The following is a 16,661-nucleotide window of genomic DNA, read 5'->3' on the forward strand; positions in this document are numbered from 1 at the left end:
CATGGCTTTCGATAAAGCAACTAGAAGAAAACGGATCCAGCGCATCATCCGCACCAAGGTGGCTGGCACGTCCGAGCGTCCGCGTCTGTCGGTGTTCCGCAGCAATACGGGTATCTATGCCCAGATTATTGACGACACGACTGGTCACACGTTGGCGTCTGCTTCCTCAAAGCACGTTTCGGTGGAAGGGGGCAACGGAGTCGCCCTCGCTGCCGCAGTCGGCAAAGAACTTGCTGCCCGTGCTACAGGAAAAGGAATTTCGAAAGTGGTATTTGACCGTTCCGGTTACCTCTACCACGGCCGCGTAAAATCATTGGCAGAAGGAGCCCGCGAAGGCGGCCTCAATTTCTAAATCATCATGGCAGAATTTAACAACGGCCCACGTGGTGGCAGCGGCGACAACCGTGGCGGTGGCAATGACCGTCGTGGTGGTGGCAATGACCGTCGCGGCGGCAACGACCGTAAAGAAGAGTCGCGCACTGGCGACTCTGATCTGAAAGAGAAAGTGGTTGCTATCAACCGCGTAGCCAAAGTAGTAAAAGGCGGTCGTCGCTTCAGCTTCTCGGCTATCGTAGTGGTAGGTGACGGCAACGGCACTGTAGGCTACGGCCTCGGCAAAGCCAACGAAGTAACAGACGCCATTGCCAAAGGCATTGACGACGCGAAGAAAAACCTGGTGAAAGTTCCGCTGTACAAGCACACGGTTCCGCACATCATGGAAGGCAAGTACTCAGGTGGTTTTGTGCTGGTTCAGCCGGCTGCCGCTGGTACGGGTGTAATTGCAGGCGGCGCTATGCGTGCCGTGTTCGAAAGCGCTGGCATCAAAGACGTACTGGCTAAGTCGAAGGGTTCTTCGAACCCCCACAACGTAGTAAAGGCAACTTTCGACGCGCTGCTGAAAATGCGCGACCCGATGCAGATTGCACAGGCTCGTGGTATCACCCTCGCTCAAGTTTTTAACGGTTAAGAGACGATGGCGCAGATCCAAATTAAACTCGTCAAGAGCGTTATTGACCGCCCCGAGCGTCAGAAGCGCACTGTAAAGGCCCTGGGCCTTGGCAAAATCGGCAGCAGCAAAGCTGTGGAAAACACCCCCCAGGTAGCTGGTATGGTGAATGCCGTGAAGCACCTGTTGGAAGTAACCGAACTCTAGGAATCTCCCGAAAATGAATCTCAGCAATCTCAAACCTGCCGTAGGCGCTACCCGCAATGAGAAGCGGATTGGCCGCGGTACAGGTTCTGGCCGTGGCGGCACTTCTACGCGTGGCCACAAAGGTGCCAAGTCCCGTTCGGGTTACTCTAAAAAGTCGGGCTTTGAAGGTGGCCAAATGCCGCTGCAGCGCCGTGTACCGAAGTTCGGTTTCAAAAACATCAACCGTGTGGAGTACAAAGCCGTCAATCTGGACGTGCTGGCTGCTCTGACCGAAGGTGGTGTAACGACCTTGGACAATGCATTCTTCGTGAATGCTGGTCTGGCTTCGAAAAGCGCTAAGATCAAAGTTCTGGGCCGTGGTGAAATCACCAAGGCTCTGGAAATTCATGCCCATGCCTTCTCCAAATCAGCTGTTGAAGCTATCGAGAAAGCCGGTGGCAAAGCCGTGACGCTGTAAGTATCTGTGGCGATGAAAAAGTTTATCGAAACGATAAAGAATATTTTTGCGATTGAAGATCTGCGTATGCGGATCTTCAATACGCTTTTTTTCATTGCCATCTACCGGTTGGGGTCTTTCGTGGTGCTGCCGGGCGTCGATGCTACGCGCCTGAAAAGCGGCGAAGCATCGGGGGTGTTTGGCATTCTGGATACGCTGCTTGGCGGCGCGTTCAGCAATGCTTCCATCTTCGCGCTAGGTATCATGCCGTATATCTCAGCTTCTATTGTATTGCAACTGCTCACGATAGCAGTGCCATACTTCCAGAAACTGCAGAAAGAAGGCGAGTCCGGTCGTAAGAAAATCAACCAGTATACGCGTATCCTCACAATTCCGATTGTGATGGCCCAGTCAGTCGGCTTCATCGCCACTATCAGTGCCGACGCAATACTGGAGCCTGGGACGTTCTTTACGATTTCGACCATGCTCATCATCACAGCCGGCACGCTATTCTGCATGTGGCTCGGTGAGAAAATCACGGACAAAGGCATTGGCAATGGCATTTCCATGATCATCATGATTGGAATTGTCTCGCGTCTGCCCGGCGCAATCATTGGTGAGGCCGCTGCGAAAGGTATGCGTGGCTCGCTGATTTTCCTGATTGAGCTGGTAGTGCTGTTCCTAGTTGTAATGGCCGTTATTGTGCTCACTCAGGCTGTTCGCCGGATTCCGGTGCAGTATGCCAAGCAGGTAGGTAGCACCGCTCAGTTGAATGCGCAGCGCCAGTTCATCCCGATGAAGGTGAATGCGGCTGGGGTTATGCCAATCATTTTCGCCCAGTCGCTGATGTTCGTTCCGGCCATCGTTGCTTCTGTTTGGCAGAATGACAGCGACCTGGCGAGCTACATAGGCGTAAAGTTTTCGGACTATACTTCGTGGCAGTATAACGTGGTGTTTGCTACACTCATTATTGTCTTCACGTACTTTTACACAGCTATCAGTGTTAATCCCAATCAGATTGCGGATGACCTGAAACGTAGTGGTGGTTTCGTTCCTGGTGTAAAGCCAGGCCGGGATACGTCGGAGCACATTGATGAAATCCTGACTCGCATTACGTTGCCTGGTGCCTTGGCTCTCGCTCTGATTGCTATTTTCCCTGCCCTCGCTCTGCTGGGTGGCGTAACTCGTCCATTCTCGGCTTTCTATGGTGGTACTTCACTCATCATCATGGTGGGCGTGGTTCTGGATACGCTGAACCAGGTAGAAAGCTACTTGCTAATGCGCCATTATGATGGCATGATGAAAACCGGTAAAGTGCGTGGCCGTTCGCAGAACATTGCTATGGCTTCGTAAATAACCATGATTGTCTATAAAACTGAGGAGGAAATCGAATTCATGAGGGCCAGTGCGAAAGTACTGGCTCAGGCCCACGGCGAAGTCGCTGGCATGATACGGGAAGGCGTTACAACGCGAGAGCTGGATCAGCGCGCGGAGGAATTCATCCGGGACCATGGCGGACAACCTTCCTTCAAAGGCTATAACGGATTCGAATACAGCCTCTGCATTTCCCCTAACTCAGTGGTGGTGCATGGTTTTCCGGGCGATTACACGCTGAAGAGCGGAGACATTGTTTCGGTAGATTGTGGAGTTCTTCTGAATGGTTACCACGCAGACAGCGCTTACACTTACCCGGTAGGGGAGGTAGCTTCGGAAATTCTGGCGCTACTTGACGAAACCAAAAAGTCATTGTATCTCGGTATCGAGCAGGCAGTGGCTGGCAACCGGATGGGCGACATTGGTTTCGCTATTCAGTCTCATGTTGAAAAACAGGGGTACGGAGTGGTTCGGGAACTAGTCGGCCATGGAATTGGTAAGAAGCTGCACGAGCGGCCGGAAGTACCGAACTACGGTAAACGTGGATCGGGCCTTAAGCTGCAGACGGGCCTCACGCTTGCCATCGAACCGATGGTAAACTTGGGAACCAAGAGTGTAGTCCAGGAGAAGGATGGTTGGACTATCCGGACCAAGGACTTCAAGCCTTCCGCTCATTTTGAGCATACAGTAGTAGTACGAAAAGACAAGGCGGAAATACTCACCTCCTTCGAATACATAGAAAAAGCCTTACAGTAGCCTTATGGCCAAACAAACTTCCATTGAGCAGGACGGAGTCATCCTGGAAGCCCTTTCCAACGCCATGTTCCGAGTGGAGCTGGAGAACGGTCACCAACTGATTGCCCACATCTCGGGCAAGATGCGGATGCACTACATCAAAATTCTGCCGGGAGATAAGGTTAAGCTGGAAATGTCGCCCTACGATCTGTCGAAGGGACGAATTGTGTACCGTTACAAATAACCCGACGACATGAAAGTCAAAGCGTCAATCAAAAAGCGTAGTGTCGATTGCAAAATCGTCCGCCGCAATGGCAAACTCTACGTCATCAACAAAAAGAACCCGCGCTTCAAGCAGCGTCAGGGGTAGTAGCACCAGACTTTTTTAAAAAAGCACATGGCTCGTATTGCAGGGGTAGATATCCCAGACAACAAGCGCGGTGAAATCGCGCTGACCTACATTTTCGGCATTGGCCGTCCGTCTGCTCAGCAGATCCTCACCAAAGCAGGCGTTGACCTGAACAAGAAGGTGAAAGATTGGACTGAAGCAGAAGCCGGCGAAATCCGCGGCGTGATTGCCGCTGAGTTCAAGACCGAAGGTGTGCTGCGCTCAGAAGTGCAGCTGAACATCAAGCGCCTGATGGACATCGGTTGCTACCGTGGTCTGCGTCACCGCAAAGGTCTGCCGGTTCGTGGTCAGCGTACCAAGAACAACTCGCGCACCCGTAAGGGCAAGCGCAAGACCGTTGCTGGCAAGAAAAAGGCTACTAAATAACACGTAGCGGGAATCGTTGCCTGCTCTGATCAGTTCGGGGCAGGCAACAACACCTTCCGCATTTTTGCGATAACCAAATGGCACAAAAAAGAAAAGACAAAGCCAAAAAGCGCGTTGTCGTTGTCGAGCCGGTAGGCCAGGTTCACATCAAGGCCTCGTTCAACAACATCATTATCTCCATCACCAACAACAATGGCCAGGTTATTTCCTGGGCTTCGGCTGGTAAGATGGGTTTCCGCGGTTCCAAGAAGAATACCCCCTACGCTGCTCAGATGGCTGCTACCGACTGCGGTAAAGTAGCTCATGACCTGGGTATGCGTAAGGCTGAGGTGTTCGTGAAGGGCCCGGGCGCTGGCCGCGAGTCGGCTATTCGTACGCTGGGTAACGTGGGTATTGAGGTAACGACCATCAAGGACGTGACGCCGCTGCCCCACAACGGCTGCCGTCCCCCCAAACGTCGTCGCGTTTAGTTTATTGAACAGGCCTTTTTAGGCCACAGGTGTCGGGTTTCTGATGCGCCTTTTCACCCCTGCAAGGTGCGCCTCCGGAGCCCGACACGCGCGGTTCAACCCCCTCAACACTCAACAACCCCGAAATGGCACGTTATACTGGTCCTAAAACCAAGATTGCCCGTCGCTTCAATGAGCCGATTTTCGGCCCAAGCAAGGCACTCACCAAAAAAGCATATCCCCCCGGTCAGCACGGCCGTGGCCGTCGTAAGAAGCAGAGCGAGTACGCTGTCCAGCTGATGGAGAAGCAGAAAGTGAAGTACATGTACGGCGTACTGGAGAAGCAGTTCGAGAACCTGTTCCACAAAGCGGCTACGCTGCCCGGCATCACTGGCGACAACCTGCTGGCTTTGCTGGAGTCGCGCCTCGACAACACGGTATACCGTCTGGGCATTGCTCCGACGCGCCGTGCTGCTCGTCAGCTCGTTCTGCACAAGCACATCACCGTGAACGGTGACGTAGTAAACATTGCTTCGTACAAACTCCGTGCTGGCGACGTTGTGGCCGTACGTGAAAAGTCGAAGTCGCTGGAAGCTATTACCACGAGCCTGAGCGCCCGCAACGCGCGTGCCTTCTCGTGGCTGGAGTGGGACGGCAAAGACATGGTGGGCAAATTCATCAGCGCCCCCTCGCGTGACCTGATTCCGGAGAAAATCACGGAGCAGCTCATCGTCGAGCTTTACTCGAAGTAATAACAGGAACGGCCCGGACGCCCGGGCCGTTCTTCTGCTTCGACTTTTCAAAAGGATTCAGGTATTGGGTAATGGGTTTTAAGACACTCTGAGAGGTCTTTTTACTCACTACCCATTACTCAATACTAAAAACCGCCCCACTTATGTCAATCTTAGCTTTTCAAATGCCGGAGAAGGTTGTGATGGAGAAATCCGACGACTTTTACGGAACGTTTGAATTTAAACCGCTGGAGAAAGGCTACGGCGTCACGATCGGCAACGCTCTGCGCCGCATCCTGCTGTCGTCGCTGGAGGGCTATGCCATCACGTCGGTTCGCACCAGCAGCGTACTGCACGAGTTCATGACCATCGAAGGTGTGATTGAGGACATGTCCGAAATCATCCTCAACCTGAAGCAGGTTCGCTTCAAAAAGGTGAGCGACGCCATCGAGGACAAAATCACGGTGCGCATCAAAGGCCAGGAAACCTTCACGGCCGGCGACATCAGCAAGTTCACCAACGGCTTCCAGGTGCTGAACCCGGATCTGGTGATTTGCCACGTGGACGCCGCTGTTGAACTGGAGTTCGAATTCACGATCCAGAAAGGCCGTGGCTACGTTCCGGCTGAGGAAAACAAGCCGGCTGACCAAGTGTTCGGTCAGATTGCTATTGATGCCATCTTCACGCCCATCAAAAACGTGAAGTATAGCATCGAAAACACCCGGGTAGAGCAAAAAACCGATTATGAGAAGCTCCTCATCGAGATTCACACGGACGGTTCTATCCACCCGGAGGAGGCCTTGAAAGGTGCCGCTAACATCCTGATTCAGCACTTCATGTTGTTCTCGGACAGCACCATGACCTTCGAAACGGCCAAGGCTGAAGAAGAGGAGACGGTAGATGAAGAGACGCTGCACATGCGCAAAGTCCTGAAAACGCCGCTGGCGGACATGGACCTGAGCGTTCGTGCGTACAACTGCCTCAAGGCAGCCGACATCAAAACCCTCGGTGACCTGGTGCAGCTGGACATGGCTGACATGATGAAGTTCCGCAACTTCGGTAAGAAGTCGTTGACGGAGCTGGAAAACCTCGTAGAGGAAAAAGGTCTGAACTTCGGTATGGACCTGAGCAAGTACAAGCTCGACGAAGAATAAGCTAGCCTGAGAATGTGCTGAGTAAGGAATTGTGGCTGCTGCCGCAAACCTTCGCTCAGCACATTTTTTGTGCGGGTATATTGCATACCTTTGCACTCCATTTCTCACTTTCATAACCAGTGAGCCCGAAGGGACAACGGTTCTAATGAGAAGACAGCGTACTAATCTGTTTTCCGCCGTGGTCGTCGTCCGCAAGCTCACACATTTTCTTTTTTATGCGTCACGGTAAAACCATCAACCACCTCGGCCGCACGGCCTCGCACCGCAATGCCATGCTCGCGAACATGGCTTCGTCACTGATTCTGCACAAGCGTATCTCGACCACGGTTGCCAAAGCAAAAGCACTGCGCAAATTTGTAGAGCCCCTGCTGACCAAATCCAAGAACGACACGACGCACTCGCGCCGTCTGGTGTTCTCGGTACTGGAAAACAAAGAAGTCCTGAAAGAACTGTTCGGTGACGTAGCCGCTAAAATTGCTGGCCGTCCCGGTGGTTACACCCGCATCATCAAGCTGAGCGACGGCCGTCTGGGCGACAACGCTGAGCTGTGCATCATTGAGCTGGTGGATTACAACGAAACCCTGCTCGAAGCCAAGACGGCTGGTGAAGCCAAAGCTACCACTACTCGTCGTTCGCGCCGGAGCGGTGGTGCCAAGAAAGCTTCGGCCGGTGAAGGCCAATCGTCGGCGGAAGTAGTTGCTGAGGCTCCGGCCGCTGCCACTACCGAAGTATCGGCTCCGGAAGATACGGCTACCGAAACGCTGAAAGACGGCGAGACCCGCGAGGAGAAAGCCGCTGAGTAGTTTCGTGAGCTACGCTCATAGAATACCTGAAAAGGGACGTGCCGCGAGGTACGTCCCTTTTTGCGTTTCAGCCCGGCCGTAGGCTGGCTTACAGAAGGGCGCGCTGGCGGCTGCATTCAGCCAGAGGCTGCAAAGGTCAGGGCTAATATTTACCTTGCGGCGCAATGCTCAGGACTGAGCATTGCCTGAATCCGAGTTCTGTTCAACCCCATACTCCTCCTTATGAGCATTATCACCGAAATCCATGCCCGTCAGATTTTCGATTCGCGCGGCAATCCGACTGTAGAAGTGGACGTGACCACCGACAGTGGTACTGTGGGCCGCGCTGCCGTGCCTTCTGGTGCCAGCACCGGCAAGCACGAAGCCGTGGAGCTGCGCGACGAAGACAAAGGCAAGTACATGGGCAAAGGCGTGCTGAAAGCGGTAGAAAACGTGAACAGCAAGATTGCCGAGGAGCTGATTGGCTTCTCGGTGTTCGAGCAGGGGCTGCTCGACAAGATTATGCTGGAGCTGGACGGTACGCCTAACAAGGCTAACCTCGGCGCCAACGCTATTCTGGGGGCTTCGCTGGCCATTGCCCGCGCCGCAGCGCAGGAAGCCGGCATGCCGCTCTACCGCTACGTGGGCGGCGTAAACGCTACCACGTTGCCCGTGCCGATGATGAACATCCTGAACGGCGGCTCGCACGCCGACAACAGCATCGACTTCCAAGAGTTCATGATTATGCCGGTTGGGGCTCCTTCGTTTTCGGAGGCGCTGCGCTGGGGCACCGAGATTTTCCATCACCTCAAAAACGTGCTCAAAAAGCAAGGCTTGAGCACCAACGTAGGCGACGAGGGCGGATTTGCGCCCAACATCAAATCCAACGAAGACGCCATCAAGGTAGTGTTGCAGGCCATTGAGGCTGCTGGCTACAAGCCCGGCGACGACGTGATGATTGCCATGGACGCCGCCGCATCGGAGTTCTACTCGGATGGCCATTACCACTTCAAGAAAAGCACCGGAGACAAGCTGACGTCTTCGGAAATGGTGAGCTACTGGACCGACTGGACCAAGAAGTATCCTATCATCAGCATTGAGGATGGCATGGACGAGGACGACTGGAGCGGCTGGAAAAGCCTCACCGACAGCATCGGCAGCACTACCCAACTGGTAGGCGACGACCTGTTCGTGACCAACGTGAACCGTCTGCAGCGCGGCATTGATGAGCAGATTGCCAACGCCATTCTCATCAAGGTAAACCAGATTGGTACGCTCACCGAAACCATTGATGCCATCAACCTGGGCCGCCGCAACGGCTACAAGAGCATTATGAGCCACCGCTCGGGCGAAACCGAGGACAATACCATTGCCGACCTGGCCGTGGCCCTGAACACCGGCCAGATCAAAACCGGTTCGGCCTCGCGCTCCGACCGGATGTCGAAGTACAACCAGCTGCTGCGCATCGAGGAAGAGCTGGGCGAAGTAGCCTATTTCCCCGGCAAAAAGATGTAGCACCCTGCTGCTAGCTGCGAAAGGCCACCTCATGACAGATGAGGTGGCCTTTTTTGCTGGAATAAACGAAAGCATAGACGGTGTGGCGGCGGCTTGCGCTACATTCCTATCTTTGACTATGCAACTCACCGACCTGACCACCCGTGTGCCGGCCTTTCTGCGCAGCTTCTATTTCTATACCGGAATGGGGTTTCTGGTCTGGATGTTTCTGTTCGATGCCAACGACTTTGTGAAGCAGTACGATATGTATGCGAAGTGGCAAGAGCTCAAAACCGAGAAGCAGTACTACCTCGACAATATTGAGCTGGTGAAACGGGAGCGGGCCGAACTGCTGAGCAGCCCTGAGTTGCTGGAGAAGTTTGCCCGTGAGAAATATATTATGAAGCGGCCGGGCGAGGACGTATTTGTACTGGTGCCGCAGCAGAAGTAAAGCGGTGGGCGGCTGCACTGTGGCGTTGAATTTGCCGTAAGCAGGCTATGCCTCCACTGCGAGCCTTCGGGCACTCCTCGTTTCTTGCTTCTGCTATGTGCCGGCTGCTTCTGCTGGTGGTGCTGAGCCTGAGCGTGCCGCTGCAGGGCGGTGCGTTTCAGAAGCCGCCTTCCCAGGTGCAGGTGGCCCGCCAGTTTCTGCTGGCCGTGCTGGCCGGCAATTATTCGGCAGCGTATGGCTTTCTGGCTCCTGAAATAAGCGCTGCGGTGCCGCTGGCACGGTTTCAGGCTGCTGCCGAGCCGCTGTACCGGCAGGGGCAGCAGCGCCAGCGCACCATCGACCTGTATAAGCTGGGCTACCGCATCAGCGACAACGCCACGACTCGTTCGTTCGTGGCCTTTATGTTCCGCAGCGACACGCTGGCCGCCCGTCCGCAGGTTCAACTAGACGTAACGTTCCGCGACAGTACCGCCCGGCAGATCCTGAGCTTTGGATTGGTGCCGGCGCCTCAGGCCGCGAAATAGGCTTAGTGCCGACCGGTCTGGCTTAATCGGGCCACGAAATCTTGCCCATGCTCACGGCCGGTACGCGTTGCCGTCCGGCCCCGATTGAAACCGGCTGTCCTGCTACGGCTTCATTGGCCAGCACGGCAAACAGGATGGCTTCCTTGGCATCGGGCTGCACACCTAATACTTCGGTGGTGGCGAAGCGGCAACCAGGCAGCTGCTGTTGCAAAGCGTTTCGCAACGCCGGGTTGTGTGCTCCACCGCCACTCATGTACACGGCTAGCTCAGCATTTGGCCCAAAAGCCTGCCGAACCGCCTGCGCTACGCCTCTGGCGCTCAGCTGGGCCAAAGTAGCCAGCAGATCTTCCGGGCCGAGCATTTGGGTGGCGCTGCTCTCCTGGGCTTGCTGCAGATAAGCCGCACCGAACAACTCCGGGCCAGTAGTTTTGGGCAACGAAGCCGCAAAAAACGGATGGTCCAGTAGCGCGTGCAGCAACGGCTCGGATACGGTGCCGGCAGCGGCCAGGCGGCCATCTTCGTCGTAGGGCAGCCCAGGGAAGTGCGTACGGACTGTGGCATCCAGCAGGGTGTTGCCGGGGCCGGTATCGGTGCTGAAGGCGGCATTGCTGGCTTGCCCGGCGCGGGGCAAGTAGGTGAAGTTGGCAATACCACCAAGATTGAGCAGGAGCCGTTCTTCATCGGGGCTGCTAAGCAGCAGGTAGTCGCCGTAGGCAGCCAAGGGGGCGCCTTCACCGCCGGCCGCAATGTGCTTCTGGCGGAAGTCGCTGAGGGTGATGATGCCGGTGCGCACGGCCAACTGGTCGCCGTCGCCGAGCTGCAGGGTAGCATTCTGGCCCAGGAAGTCGGGATGCTGGTGCTGGTGGGCGGGCGCATGATACACGGTCTGGCCGTGGCTGGCGACCAGGTCTACGTCGGCGGGAGCTACCTGCCAGTGGCGCAGGCAGTCCAGCACCATATCGGCGTGCAGCCGGCCTATCCAGGGATTGAGCAGCGTCAGATACTCCAGGCTCACGTGGCCCGTGCTACCGCCCGCAAACACCTGCCGGATACGGCGGCGTACCTCGTCATCGTACGGGACGGTGGCAAACTGCTCCAACTCTAGCCGGGTAGCCGGGCCGTGCCCGTGCAGGCGGCACAGGGCTACATCCAGCCCATCCAATGAAGTGCCCGACATAAGGCCGATGATGCGGCGACTTGCCTGCTGAACTATCTGGTAAAGGCGCTGGAGAGAAGAGTTCATGAGTTTTGTGCCGTTTACAACTGCTGACGCAAGCAGCTACTGCAGAGAAACATTTTTTGTACTGTTTATTACTGTAAGCTCTACAGTGTGTTACACGCAGCCAAACCGTTGGTAAAGAAAGCAAAAATGCCCTGCCGATTAACAACAGGGCATTTTTGCATCTCAGCTAAGCCAGAAAAACTGCTTATTCAATCTTCTTACCGGTCATGGCCTGCTTGATGGAAATGTTCATCACCCGCTCAGCATAAGGGCTGGTAAGCGCCTCCAGTTCGTCTACGGCCTTGAGGATGGTATCCTTGTCGCGGGTTTCCAGCGACTCGCGCAGGCGCTGGGTGGCGGCGGCCGTCTGCGTGATTTCGTCTTCGGTGAGGTGCAGCTGGTTTTTCTGCACGAAGCGCTCCACCTGATACAGCATCTGCTCCGCCACGGTGCGGGCCTCAATCACCATGCGGGCCGCCACGTCTTCGCGGGCATGCGTGAGCGAGTCCATCAGCATCTGCTCTACCTGCTCGTCGGTGAGACCGTACTGAGGCTTGATTTCCACGGCCTGCCGGGTATTGGAGCGCAGCTCAATGGCCTCCACTTTCAGGATGCCGTCGGCGTTCAGGATGAAGTTGACATCTACTTTAGGCAGGCCGGCCGGCATAGCCGGAATACCGCGCAGGTCGAATTCGGCCAGCTTGCGGTTTTCCTGCACCAAATCCCGCTCACCCTGGTACACCGATATTTTCAGGTTCACCTGCCCGTCCACGCTGGTAGTATACTGGCGGCCGGCTTTGGTCGGGATTTTGGAGTTGCGCGGAATAATGGGGTCCATGAGGCCGCCCAGGGTTTCGATGCCCAGCGTGAGCGGCGTCACGTCCAGCAGCAGCACGTCGCGGCGGTTGCCGGCCAGGATGTCGGCCTGAATGGCCGCCCCCAGGGCCACCACTTCGTCGGGGTTGAGCGAGTTGTTGGCTGGCTGCTGGAAAAACGCTGACACGGAATCGTGCACGAGCGGCACGCGGGTGGAGCCGCCCACCAGCAGCACCGCGTCCAGGTCGGCGGGCGTAAGCTTGGCATCGGCCAGCGCCTGGCGGCAGGAATCCAGCGTGCGCTCTACCAGCGGGCCCGCCAGCTCGTTGAACTTGGCTTTGCTGAGCGGGAGCAGTGTTCCGTTGAAATCGGCCTCAAACGACTCGTTCCGGCTGAGCTGAATCTTGGCTTCCTCGGATAGCAAGCGCAACTGCTGCTGCTTTTCGGGGCTCTGAAACAGCGCAGTGGCAAGCTGATACTCGGCGGCCCAGTACTCGTAAATGGCGTGGTCGATGTCGTCGCCACCGAGGTAGGTGTCGCCGTTGGTGCTCAGCACCTCGAAAATGCCCTGCTGAATGCGCAGAATGCTCACGTCGAAGGTGCCGCCGCCGAGGTCGTACACGGCCACGGTCTTCTCCTCATCCGGCGAAAGGCCGATGCCGTAGGCCAGCGCGGCCGCCGTGGGCTCGTTCACGATGCGCAATACTTCCAGGCCCGCGAGGCGGCCGGCGTCGCGGGTGGCCTGCCGCTGCGAGTCGTTGAAGTAGGCCGGCACCGTAATAACAGCCCGGTTGACGGGCGTTTTGAGCGCATGCTCGGCGCGGGCGCGCAACTCCTTCAGAATCTCAGCCGACAGCTCGATGGGGGAGTAGAACTTGTCGCCGACCCGGATTTTCACCAAGCCTTCGGAGTTGTCGTCGATGACCTTATAGCCCAGCTCACGGGCGTGCTCGCCCAGGTCCTTGTAGCTCTTGCCCAGCAGGCGCTTCACCGAATAAATGGTGTTTTCGGAGTCGGTGAGCAAGTATTGTTTGGCATCGGTGCCTACGATGGGCGTTTCGCCGCCCGCCGGAAAGTGCACCACCGACGGCACAATGGTACCACGGCCCTGGTCGTTGATGGGGCGGGGCTGGCGGGTGTCGGGCTGGATGTAGGCGACCAGCGAGTTGGTGGTGCCCAGGTCGATACCGACAATAATTTCTTCCTGCTGTATGCTCCCCGTGGAGAGGTTGATTGCGACTTTGGCCATAGCGAAAAGGCAGCGGCCGCCGGGCGGCACGCGGTGAGCGAAACGAATGTGGAAGGCTATAACCGGCCACATCCGCAAAGGGCACAAAAGTAACGAAGAAAAGCCGGCCGCCGCCGCCGATAACTGCCCCGGCTTTTGCCATGCGCTGCCGCCTGAGTACCTTGCCGGCATGAGCATGTGCGTTGGAAAAGGGCGAGGCCCGCTGTGGCAGCTGGTAGCCGGAGTGCTGGTAAGCCTGGGCCTGAGTGCCTGCCACGCCTCCGCCACCGAAACCAAGTCTCCCTCAGCTTCTGCTATTTCCAGAGAGGCTGCCTCCGATTCCAGTAGAGCGGCAGTAGCGGCCGCCGCCGTGCCCGATTCGCTGCACCTGACGCCGGTTGCGCCGCTGATTGATGTGCCTGGCTCGTTGCGGCAGGCCGTGCGTACGCTGCATGGGCAACTGGGCCCCGCTGCCGCCGACCTGCGCCCCGAAGTGCTGGAGCGAGCCTGCGTCGGCTACCTGGCCCTGCGCCGAGCGGGAAAAATCAGCCAGTCCGGTGTTCTGGCCGTGGCCGATATGGACCTGCCTTCCTCCGAAAAACGCTTCTGGGTGCTCGATCTGCGCAACGGTGCCGTGCTGCACCGCAGCCACGTGGCGCACGGCCGGGGCTCAGGCAAGTTGCGCGCCCGCCGCTTCTCCAACGTAGTAAAGTCGGCGTGCACGGCGCTGGGCTTCTACCGCACGCAGGACACTTATGGCGGCAAACATGGCCTCTCGCGCCGCCTGCGCGGCCTCGATGCCGGCCAGAACGACAACGCCCTGCGCCGCTACGTGGTGCTGCACGCCGCTGACTACGTTAGTAAGCAGCACCTGCAGCGCCACGGCCAGGCCGGCTACAGCCGCGGCTGCCCTGCTTTGCCGCCAGACCAGTATCGGGGCATTATTCGCGCAGTAGGGGAGGGCGGATGCCTGTACATCAGTGGGCCCGGCGTAGAATCGGAATGGCTGAACGCTACCAGTGCTGCGCAGCAACTGGCGGCCCAGGGCTGGCGGTAAGTTGCGGCAGCATTAGGCCGCCAGAAGGGGCAGGTCCGGACAAAACGGCCTACAGGATAGAAGCTGAGCGAAAGTGGCCGGCCGCCCGGCGGGAATCAATTAGCCAGCGGCTATGTTATAGCTGCTCCTAACCAGAACATATTGTGGCTTCATCCGTGAGGCCGCTGCTTTCGTATAGGAGTTGCAAGTGACGCTTTTGCGAGTGCAAAGCGTTATGTATCATCTGAAACTGACTTGTGTCGATGGAAAATCAGAATGTAGTTCATCGCCTGCGGCTGAAGCGCCGGGCGCGCCGCATGGCTCGTCGCATACTGCCTTTCGTCGCGTCGTTGTTCATGGCTACGCCGCTGGCCGCTCCGGTAGTCAATAGCAAGGCCAACGCGGCCGGAATATCGAACGCGCTGCCGTCGGCCAAAAGCCTGCAGGCGGCCTTCTTCAGCCAGCGCCTGCACGACCTGTACCGCGACCTGAACGTGGAAAGCCAAGGCCTGCGCTATGCAGTGTTTGAGAAGGCCATGACCGGCTACCTGAACCTGCAGCACGATGGCCAGCTGACCGATGACAAGCAGCTTCTCACCGTCATTGACTTCGAGCTACCCAGCACCGAAAAGCGCCTGTGGGTGCTCGATCTGGCTGCCAAGGAAGTGAAATTCCATACGCTGGTAGCGCACGGCCACAACTCGGGCGAAAACGTGGCTACTACGTTCTCCAACCAGAACGAGTCGAACATGAGCAGCCTGGGCTTCTACGTGACGCAGGGCGAGTATGTGGGCAAGCACGGCCGCTCCCTGAAGCTGAACGGCGTGGATGAAGGCTTCAACACCAACGCACTGGCTCGTGCCGTCGTGATGCACGGCGCCGACTACGTGAGTGAGGAGTTCATCCAGCAGTATGGCCGCCTGGGCCGCAGCCTGGGTTGCCCGGCACTGCCCATGGACGAGAAAGACGAAATCATTGAAGCGGTGAATGGCGGCACCTGTATGTTCCTGAACGGCCCGGATCAGTCGTACTCATCGAAGTATCTGAACGAAGACGTAGCCGTGAACACGCTGCTGTCGGCCAATAGCTAAGAAGCAGCAAGCGTATCAAAAAAAGGCCCCTGGCAAGTCTGTCAGGGGCCTTTTTGCCTATAGGAAATCAGTAGGGCTACAGCTTCACGCCGAACTTGCTGCCTACTGTCTCCAGGTCTTTCAGCACAGGCTCCAGCAGCGGAATGCCCTCCAGCAGGCGCACAGCCGACGTTTCGCGCTCCGGGTCGCCGGGAATGAGCACGTGGTGGCCTTCCACGGCCTGCGCCGCCCGGAAAGTAGCAATCCAGTTGTCCATGTGCGCCTTGAACTCGTCGGCGGGGCGGAAGGCATCCACGCGCATTGCTCCGAAGAAGTGGCCCAGCCCCTGACCCACCGGATTCTCGGAGGGCTGCAGGAACGCCACGAATGGCGGCACCCAGGGGCCGTAGTTGGCCCCGCTGAGCACGGCGGAAAAAATATCGACTACCGCGCCCAGGCCGTAGCCTTTGTGGGAGCCGGTAGCGCCACCCAGCGGCAGCAAGGCGCCCCCGTTTTTCACGGCGTTGGCATCCGTGGAGCCCACACCTGCCGCATCCTGGGCCCAGCCTTCGGGAATCGGGAGGTTTTTGCGCTGCGCTATTTCCAGCTTACCATTGGCGGCCGTGGTGGTGGCCATATCCAGCACAAAATCGGGCTGCTCGCCGGCCGGCACCGCCACTGCAATAGGGTTGGTGCCCAGCAGGCGCTCCAGCGAATACGTAGGTGCCACCAGGGGCGAGGCATTGGTCATGGCCACCCCAATCATGTCGTGGGCCAGGGCTTTCATGGCGTGGTAGCCGGCAATGCCAAAGTGGTTGGAGTTCTTCACCGAAACCCAGCCGGAGCCTACCTGCCGGGCTTTGTCTAGGGCTACCTGCATGGCGCGAGGGCCAACTACCAGCCCCAAGCCACCGTCGCCGTCTACTACGGCGGTGCTGGGCGTTTCATACGTCACGCCCACGCGCGGCGCAGCATTGATGCGGCCCGCTTCCCAGAGCCGCACGTAGCCAATCAGCCGCGCTACGCCGTGCGAATCGACACCACGCAAATCGGCGGAGAGCAGGGTTTCGGTGGCCAGTGTGGCATCCTCGTCGGGGCAGCCCATACCGCTAAATACGGCTTCCGTGAAGGCAAAAAGCTGGGTATAGGAAAGGGTAGTCGTCATGGGCAGGGTGGTCGGACTTCGTAGGCGCATGGCGTACACCTTGCGCTGCGGAGCGGCTTGTGAAGA

At 57.3% G+C, this 16,661-nt stretch carries 21 protein-coding genes; 18 read left to right on the plus strand and 3 right to left on the minus strand.

All coding sequences use genetic code 11. The annotated features are described in order from the left end of the window. Window position 1: 1 nt before the first annotated feature. The 16 genes from rplR to BUE15_RS03445 all read left to right on the plus strand — a co-directional run bounded on the left by rplR (window position 2) and on the right by BUE15_RS03445 (window position 10,058). Entirely contained in the window at window positions 2-352 is a 351-nt protein-coding gene (rplR, locus tag BUE15_RS03370) for a 50S ribosomal protein L18 (RefSeq protein ID WP_044003239.1), read from the plus strand. 6 nt (window positions 353-358) lie between these two features. Beyond that, entirely contained in the window at window positions 359-967 is a 609-nt protein-coding gene (gene rpsE / locus BUE15_RS03375) for a 30S ribosomal protein S5 (RefSeq protein WP_244535860.1), read from the plus strand. A gap of 6 nt (window positions 968-973) precedes the next feature. After that, window positions 974-1,153: a 50S ribosomal protein L30 gene (gene rpmD / locus BUE15_RS03380; protein WP_073281294.1), complete on the plus strand. Its 180-nt coding sequence runs from the start codon at window positions 974-976 to the stop codon at window positions 1,151-1,153. Window positions 1,154-1,166: 13 nt separating this feature from the next. Beyond that, window positions 1,167-1,610, plus strand: coding sequence for a 50S ribosomal protein L15 (gene rplO, locus BUE15_RS03385; protein WP_073281295.1), 444 nt, complete (start codon window positions 1,167-1,169; stop codon window positions 1,608-1,610). Window positions 1,611-1,622: 12 nt separating this feature from the next. After that, a complete protein-coding gene (gene secY / locus BUE15_RS03390; RefSeq protein WP_073281296.1) occupies window positions 1,623-2,942 on the plus strand; it encodes a preprotein translocase subunit SecY in 1,320 nt (439 codons plus the stop codon). A 6-nt stretch (window positions 2,943-2,948) separates the two neighbouring features. Then, window positions 2,949-3,719, plus strand: a complete 771-nt coding sequence (gene map / locus BUE15_RS03395) for a type I methionyl aminopeptidase (protein ID WP_073281297.1) — start codon at window positions 2,949-2,951, stop codon at window positions 3,717-3,719. 4 nt (window positions 3,720-3,723) lie between these two features. Then, entirely contained in the window at window positions 3,724-3,942 is a 219-nt protein-coding gene (gene infA / locus BUE15_RS03400; protein WP_022822146.1) for a translation initiation factor IF-1, read from the plus strand. Window positions 3,943-3,951: 9 nt separating this feature from the next. Further along, window positions 3,952-4,068 (plus strand): type B 50S ribosomal protein L36, encoded by a 117-nt coding sequence (gene ykgO / locus BUE15_RS03405; RefSeq protein WP_073281298.1) that lies wholly within the window; start codon window positions 3,952-3,954, stop codon window positions 4,066-4,068. 27 nt (window positions 4,069-4,095) lie between these two features. Next, on the plus strand, window positions 4,096-4,473 hold the full coding sequence (gene rpsM / locus BUE15_RS03410; RefSeq protein ID WP_022822148.1) for a 30S ribosomal protein S13: 378 nt from the start codon (window positions 4,096-4,098) through the stop codon (window positions 4,471-4,473). Window positions 4,474-4,550: 77 nt separating this feature from the next. Beyond that, window positions 4,551-4,943 (plus strand): 30S ribosomal protein S11, encoded by a 393-nt coding sequence (gene rpsK, locus BUE15_RS03415; protein ID WP_022822149.1) that lies wholly within the window; start codon window positions 4,551-4,553, stop codon window positions 4,941-4,943. A gap of 125 nt (window positions 4,944-5,068) precedes the next feature. Further along, the gene (gene rpsD / locus BUE15_RS03420; protein WP_073281299.1) at window positions 5,069-5,674 is read left to right on the plus strand and encodes a 30S ribosomal protein S4; all 606 of its coding nucleotides are present in this window, start codon (window positions 5,069-5,071) and stop codon (window positions 5,672-5,674) included. A gap of 143 nt (window positions 5,675-5,817) precedes the next feature. Beyond that, a complete protein-coding gene (locus BUE15_RS03425) occupies window positions 5,818-6,807 on the plus strand; it encodes a DNA-directed RNA polymerase subunit alpha (protein WP_073281300.1) in 990 nt (329 codons plus the stop codon). A gap of 215 nt (window positions 6,808-7,022) precedes the next feature. Next, complete coding sequence (gene rplQ / locus BUE15_RS03430; protein ID WP_073281301.1) at window positions 7,023-7,610, plus strand: 50S ribosomal protein L17; 588 nt, start codon at window positions 7,023-7,025, stop codon at window positions 7,608-7,610. Between the two features lie 222 nt (window positions 7,611-7,832). Then, window positions 7,833-9,104 (plus strand): phosphopyruvate hydratase, encoded by a 1,272-nt coding sequence (gene eno / locus BUE15_RS03435; protein ID WP_073281302.1) that lies wholly within the window; start codon window positions 7,833-7,835, stop codon window positions 9,102-9,104. 118 nt (window positions 9,105-9,222) lie between these two features. After that, window positions 9,223-9,534, plus strand: coding sequence for an FtsB family cell division protein (locus BUE15_RS03440; protein ID WP_073281303.1), 312 nt, complete (start codon window positions 9,223-9,225; stop codon window positions 9,532-9,534). Between the two features lie 47 nt (window positions 9,535-9,581). Further along, the gene (locus BUE15_RS03445) at window positions 9,582-10,058 is read left to right on the plus strand and encodes a hypothetical protein (protein ID WP_139252109.1); all 477 of its coding nucleotides are present in this window, start codon (window positions 9,582-9,584) and stop codon (window positions 10,056-10,058) included. 22 nt (window positions 10,059-10,080) lie between these two features. Here BUE15_RS03445 and BUE15_RS03450 read toward each other — a convergent pair whose 3' ends face one another. Both BUE15_RS03450 and hscA read right to left on the minus strand, forming a co-directional pair. After that, window positions 10,081-11,301 (minus strand): anhydro-N-acetylmuramic acid kinase, encoded by a 1,221-nt coding sequence (locus tag BUE15_RS03450; protein WP_073281305.1) that lies wholly within the window; start codon window positions 11,299-11,301, stop codon window positions 10,081-10,083. 184 nt (window positions 11,302-11,485) lie between these two features. After that, window positions 11,486-13,345 (minus strand): Fe-S protein assembly chaperone HscA, encoded by a 1,860-nt coding sequence (gene hscA / locus BUE15_RS03455; RefSeq protein ID WP_073281306.1) that lies wholly within the window; start codon window positions 13,343-13,345, stop codon window positions 11,486-11,488. A 175-nt stretch (window positions 13,346-13,520) separates the two neighbouring features. Between hscA and BUE15_RS21250 the strand changes: the two genes are divergently transcribed. Then, window positions 13,521-14,381 carry a murein L,D-transpeptidase catalytic domain family protein gene (locus BUE15_RS21250; RefSeq protein ID WP_170865178.1) on the plus strand — a complete coding sequence of 287 codons (861 nt, stop codon included), beginning with the start codon at window positions 13,521-13,523 and terminating at the stop codon, window positions 14,379-14,381. A 242-nt stretch (window positions 14,382-14,623) separates the two neighbouring features. Beyond that, a complete protein-coding gene (locus tag BUE15_RS03465) occupies window positions 14,624-15,451 on the plus strand; it encodes a murein L,D-transpeptidase catalytic domain family protein (protein WP_073281307.1) in 828 nt (275 codons plus the stop codon). 76 nt (window positions 15,452-15,527) lie between these two features. Here BUE15_RS03465 and BUE15_RS03470 read toward each other — a convergent pair whose 3' ends face one another. After that, a complete protein-coding gene (locus BUE15_RS03470; protein WP_244535861.1) occupies window positions 15,528-16,625 on the minus strand; it encodes an Ldh family oxidoreductase in 1,098 nt (365 codons plus the stop codon). Window positions 16,626-16,661 lie beyond the last annotated feature (36 nt).

The organism is Hymenobacter psychrotolerans DSM 18569 (assembly GCF_900142395.1).
Taxonomy (GTDB): domain Bacteria; phylum Bacteroidota; class Bacteroidia; order Cytophagales; family Hymenobacteraceae; genus Hymenobacter; species Hymenobacter psychrotolerans.